The organism is Tolypothrix sp. FACHB-123, assembly GCF_014697075.1.
Lineage (GTDB): Bacteria > Cyanobacteriota > Cyanobacteriia > Cyanobacteriales > Nostocaceae > Aulosira.
In genome coordinates, this window is record NZ_JACJRE010000135.1 from 1 (window position 1) to 4869 (window position 4869).

The window sequence follows — 4869 nt, forward strand, 5'->3', positions numbered from 1 at the left end:
CCTTTATGTTTCAGCGCAAAGCTACTTGAATCAGCACTTGATCAAGATGGTTGGCTCAAACACCAAGCGCGAAGATTTGAAACTAGTGAATTGATTACTATGGTGGAAAGCGTATTGTTAGACTTCGATTGCAAAATGCGCTTTCCAAAAAAGCATCACCATAACTGGTATTACTCATAAAAGCGATGTACGCTTCGGGTTTGACTTTTTTGATCAACAAATATCTACCTTAACTTACAGCTACATCTGTAGAAATTATTTTCACACCAATAGAAAAACTTGAAATGAAAATCAGAGTATTATTTTAGCAAAAGACGATAACATCTGAAATAATATGTGTGAAAAGTGTCGGCAAGTTATAGAAAATCTAGCCCTTAATATTGAAGTTTTATTACAAGATTTAGATGCTATTCCTAATACAAAGAAGCTTATTCAATTAGATAAAACAATTATTTGTAATTCTTTATTGGGATTATCTCGACAAAAAATAGCTAATATCGTCAACTTACCTGGACAGAATATTGCAGACAGATTAAGTAAGATTATCTATCCAAAAATAGCACATATAATGGGCGTAGACCAAGAGGAAATAGCTGGCAATTGGGTGAGTATTCTTAATTTTTTACTCAAGTCTCAGAACGGTTATAGATTAAATCCTCCGCCTCAACTAAATAGTGATAACTTTCAAGGAAGTTTTGGCAGACAAGTTTTTATTTATCCAGCCAACCAAAAAATCGTTCAATATCAGATTCAAGGAACAAATTTTTATCAACAAGGACTTTATTATCAAGCATTCCAATGTTTTTTAGAAGCTTGGAATCAAGAACTTAAGGATTATAAAATTGGTAATCCTGAAGTATTAATCTACATTAATAACTGCTTAATTGAATACAAGAAATCTTTTTTACAAGAAAAAGGTATTAAAATTTATACTTTAGCTGTGGTTACTCCATTCTTTCATAACCAAGGACAGGTTGCTGCCGAAATTTTGAGAGGAATTTCTCAAATACAATTACAAGTTAATCTGCAAAGCTTTGAGCAAATTTCTTTAGGCTCAGAGATAAATTTAGACGATATCACACCTAATATTTACTTGCCTTCGATATGTAGTTGTAGTCAAATAGCGTTGCAAATTCTTGTTGTTAATGATCCTAATAACTTATACGACCCATATAACCAAACAGCAGAAAAATTGGCTGAGTTAGCACCGCAATTGAACCTGATTGCTATCATCGGTCATTATTCAAGCGAAATGACTAAAAATGCGCTGCGCTTCTATAAGCAGAAAGGGTTAGCTTTAATCAATTTTAGTAGTACATCAAATGAACTTTCCCAATTATCTATAGATGAGAGTTTATCTTTTTTTAGATTGACTACACCAGATGTTATTAATGCTAAAAAAATGGCTAATTATTTAATAGAACAAGTTTCCAGCCAACCTCCCAAAAAAGTAGCTCTTATCTATAACCAAAATAGTAGTTACAGTATTTCCTATAGAAACAGTATTAGACAATATCTAGAACAACATCAAGATAAGTTTGTTTTTCTAAAAGAATGTAATTATATTAGTGAAAATTATTACATAGTCCAACAATATATAGAATATCTTAAAAAAGATGATGTTGATATTATTATCATAATTCCCGATGGAGGAATTGAACCAAATTCCCTTGAGAATGCTGGGTTAATTAGCCGATTAAATATCAACAACTGCTTAATAGCCGGCTCGGCAACTTTCTATCATGCTAATGTTTTACATTGGATTCATGAGCAAACCCCCTGCAATATTACAAATCAAAATAACCGTCAAATTATAGCTTGTATTCCTTGGCATTGGCAGAGTCAAGAAAACGGGTGCGCGAGTTCTAATTCTATACCAGAGAATTTTTGTAAAATGGGTGCTAAGTTATGGGGAATAGAAAATTTAACATGGCGTAGTGCCACGGCTTTTGATTCCGTGTTAATAATCTTAAAAGTTTTAGAAGAATGCCATAGCAAATCTAGCAAAGATTTGCTTACACATATGGATCTATATTTCAAAAAACATAGAAACCGGGTAAAGGGAGTCACGGGGCTTATTCAATTTGATAAAAGTGGCGATCGTCTTGATCCTCCAGCCGAAATAGTAGCCATCAGATGGGATGAAACACAAAAAAAATGGCGATGGGAAATACGCTGAAAAAAATGATGGCAATTGTAGCTATAAAGAATATGCTATGGGTGAGGCGATTCATATCTTAATAAAAGACTTCAAGAAAGAATAACTGAATTTAAAGGCGCGATTGCTAGTACCTAGCTATATGGGATTATAGGCAGAATATAGTGATTGTAGATAAAGAATACTGCTCAAATTTCAATAATATAGCAACTTCAATGATACCTTTTTTGAATGATTATAACTAATTAAAGATCTAATTATTAGCTTTTATAATATCTTGATTGAGGATTTTTGTGTCTCCATCTTTCTACAAGAAAATAGGTATAAACTCCAAAATTATATCTTTATAGGCAATTGTGTATTAATTATCTACACCTGTCGTTAAAATCTTCTACATATGAAGTAGAAATACTCCTAATCCTATTGTTACTCTAATTTCACAACCTTGAGGAAATTGATAAATGTTAAAAGTATTTGCGGATCGTGGTGGTACATTCACAGATATTATTGTTGTAACGAATAATCAGACAATGATAGACAAGCTCTCAAAGCATACAGAACGTTTTTTGATTGTTCCTCGTTCTAGCCAAGAATGGGTTATTGTCTACAAATTACTTTCAGAGAAGCCGGAACAATATCAAGATGCAGTTATCCAAGGCATTAGAGATATTATGAGTCTTTCAAGCAATGAACTCATTCCCAATACAGCCATAGAAGTAGTCAAAATGGGGACAACAGTCGCCACTAATGCACTTTTAGAAAGGCAAGGAGATAGAGTAGTTCTGATTATTACGAAAGGGTTTAAGGATGCGTTGCGAATTGGCTACCAAAACCGTCCTGACATCTTTGCTCGTCACATCATTTTACCAACGATGCTTTATGAACAAGTCATTGAAGTAGACGAACGCTATGATGCTCATGGTAACGAATTAAAACCTGTGAATATTGCACAGATAAAACAAGATTTACAAGCGGTTTATCATACAGGAATTCGTAGTTGTGCTATTGTGTTCATGTACAGCGATCGCTATCCCAAACATGAGCAACAAGTAGCAGCAATTGCTCAAGAAATTGGCTTTACACAAATTTCTGTATCTCACCAAGTTAGTCCATTAATGAAATTAGTGAGTCGAGGAGATACAACTGTTGTAGATGCTTATTTAACTCCTATTTTACGTCGATATGTCAACCAAGTAGCCAGTCAGTTACCTAATGTCAGATTAATGTTTATGAAGTCTGACGGAGGTTTAGTTGCGGCCGAACAATTTCAAGGGAAAGATAGTATTTTAAGTGGGCCAGCTGGCGGTATTGTCGGCGCAGTACAAACTAGCAAAAGAGCAGGTTTTAACTTAGTAATTACCTTTGATATGGGGGGCACAAGTACAGATGTAGCCCATGTTAATGGAGAGTATGAGCGTCAATTAGATTCTGAAATTGCTGGGGTGCGAATGCGAGTTCCCGTATTATCAATTAATACGATTGCAGCTGGTGGTGGTTCAATTCTTATATTCGACGGTTCTAGCTACCGTGTCGGGCCGACATCAGCTGGTTCAAATCCAGGCCCTGCTTGTTATCGGCGGGGTGGCCCTTTAACGGTGACAGATGCGAATGTGATGTTAGGTAAAATACATCCTCAATATTTCCCGTCTGTGTTTGGAAGTGATGGCAATTTACCGTTAGATAAAAATATTGTCTTAGAGAAATTTCAGCAATTAGCACAAGAGGTTGCAACTGTTACAGGCAATTCTCATACACCCGAACAAATAGCAGCCGGGTTTATTGCTATTGCTGTTGAAAATATGGCTAATGCTATTAAAAAAATCAGTTTGCAACGTGGTTATGATGTCACTAAATATGTTCTTTGTTGTTTTGGTGGTGCAGGCGGGCAAGTTGCTTGTTTAATTGCTGATACTTTAGGGATGAAACAGATATTTCTGCATCCTTATGCTGGTGTTCTTTCAGCCTATGGTATGGGATTAGCTGATGTAAGAGCCACTAGAGTAGGAGGAGTAGAACAGCCTTTGAATCAAGAATTAATTCCACAATTAGTGCAATTGATGGGGTCTTTGGAAACCCAAGCTAGAAGCGAAATCAGTCAAAATCAAAGTATTGTTGAAGCGCAAATAATTCAAAAAGTGAATTTGAAATATGAGGGAACTAATTCTACTTTAAGCATTGATTTTGATGCAGATGTAATGATGATGCAAACAGCATTTACAGATGAACATAAATCTCGCTATAGTTTTATTCAGCCAGACAAATCCTTAATTGTAGAATCTATTTCAGTAGAAGTAATTCAGAAAATGGATACTCCTGAAGAACCTTTAGTTACTCGTATCCGTCCTGTGAAATCAGCTCTTCAACCTATTGAAACAGTCAAGATGTTTTCTGCTGGTAAATGGCATCATGATACGCCAGTTTATCGCCGGGAAGATTTACAACCGGGAGATTGTATCGACGGTGCGGCTATCATTGTCGAAAAAATTAGCACAATTGTAGTTGAACTTAACTGGCAAGCCAGATTAAATGAGCATAATCATTTGATTGTACAACGTCCATTTTAGAGTGATATCGCACAAAGAAAAATATTAAATAGGAGCAAAAAATGTATAAGCTGTTGTGCATTTAAATTGTGATAACAGCGTCGCCTTTATTTTTGAGTTTTCGCCCCCATTTAATAATTAACTCTCCTTCATTTAAAAGTTGATGTA

The 4869-nt window shown here is 35.1% G+C and carries 3 protein-coding genes; all 3 read left to right on the forward strand.

The features are described from left to right. Positions 1–180 (forward strand): hypothetical protein (locus tag H6G41_RS34870; protein WP_206756972.1); only part of this gene is annotated, 180 nt, incomplete at its 5' end. A 154-nt stretch (positions 181–334) separates the two neighbouring features. Beyond that, a complete protein-coding gene (locus tag H6G41_RS34150) occupies positions 335–2179 on the forward strand; it encodes an ABC transporter substrate-binding protein (protein ID WP_190752793.1) in 1845 nt (614 codons plus the stop codon). A gap of 440 nt (positions 2180–2619) precedes the next feature. Next, positions 2620–4722 carry a hydantoinase/oxoprolinase family protein gene (locus tag H6G41_RS34155; protein ID WP_190752794.1) on the forward strand — a complete coding sequence of 701 codons (2103 nt, stop codon included), beginning with the start codon at positions 2620–2622 and terminating at the stop codon, positions 4720–4722. Positions 4723–4869: the final 147 nt, after the last annotated feature.

Bases quoted from the DNA above. Each gene is read 5' to 3' on its own strand.
- H6G41_RS34150 (WP_190752793.1), top strand. From the start codon at position 335: ATGTGTGAAAAGTGTCGGCAAGTTATAGAAAATCTAGCCCTTAATATT.
- H6G41_RS34155 (WP_190752794.1), top strand. From the start codon at position 2,620: ATGTTAAAAGTATTTGCGGATCGTGGTGGTACATTCACAGATATTATT.